General features: G+C 47.1%; 1 protein-coding gene. It reads left to right on the forward strand.

What is annotated here, in order from left to right; translation table 11 throughout:
• Positions 1-942: FAD-dependent oxidoreductase (locus R7O13_RS24930; RefSeq protein WP_318304951.1), on the forward strand; the 942-nt coding region annotated here is incomplete at its 5' end.
• Position 943: the final 1 nt, after the last annotated feature.

Raw genomic sequence — 943 nt, forward strand, 5'->3', positions numbered from 1 at the left:
CCTTCAGCGGCAAAAGCTTCCACGCAGGCGATAACAAGCCTTAACACGCGAGCCGTTCAGCGTTGGAATCTGTTATTAGATTCGATCGGAAAAAGTGGGCTGATTAAGATGGATGGTTCACTGCTGACGTTTGAAAGCGAAAGCTTGTTTGAAGGTTATCAAAGTACGCTTGATGCGTTAGCGGAACAAGGTGTTCGGTACGAGTTTTGGACGCAAAACGACATCCGACGTCGGCTTCCTGAACTCAGCAGAAAGGTTCGGTTTGTCGTCTTTTTTCCAGAAACAGGACATACAATAAACCCTTATGCACTCTGCGTTGAGCTAAGTAATGCATTTGAAAAACTCGGAGGTTCACTTGTCCATGAAGAAGTATACGCAGTAAGTAAAAACGGCGATGTCTTGGTCAATACTCAGCGAATGTCTTTTGACAAAATTGTGGTCGCAGCGGGTGTTCATTCTAAAGCTTTGGTTCGCCAGTTAACCGGTGTGAATGTCCCGATACAAGCTGAGCGAGGCTACCATCTCATGATGAATGACAAGCGTGAGTCATTGCCGTTTCCTATCAGTTCTGCGGACAGAAAGTTCATTATGACGCCCATGTCTGAAGGCTTACGTTTGGCGGGAACGGTCGAGTATGCCGATGTGAAATCGCCACCAAACATGAAGCGCGCAGAGATGTTGTATCAGCAGGGGAACGCGATGTTTGAGTCCGGTTTAAATCCGTTAAAACAGCAGGAACAGTGGATGGGAAATCGACCTTCAACAATCGACTCGTTGCCGGTAATCGACCAGTGTTTTAATGGCAAGGTATTACTGGCATTTGGTCATCAGCACTTGGGATTGACTCAAGCGGCGATCACTGCAGACCTAATCTCTGAGCTCGTTGCAGACAAGCCAACATCGGTGAATATTGCGCCGTTCACACTACAGCGATTTGCCTAAA

The sequence above is a fragment of the Vibrio sp. Y176 genome, from assembly GCF_033438945.1.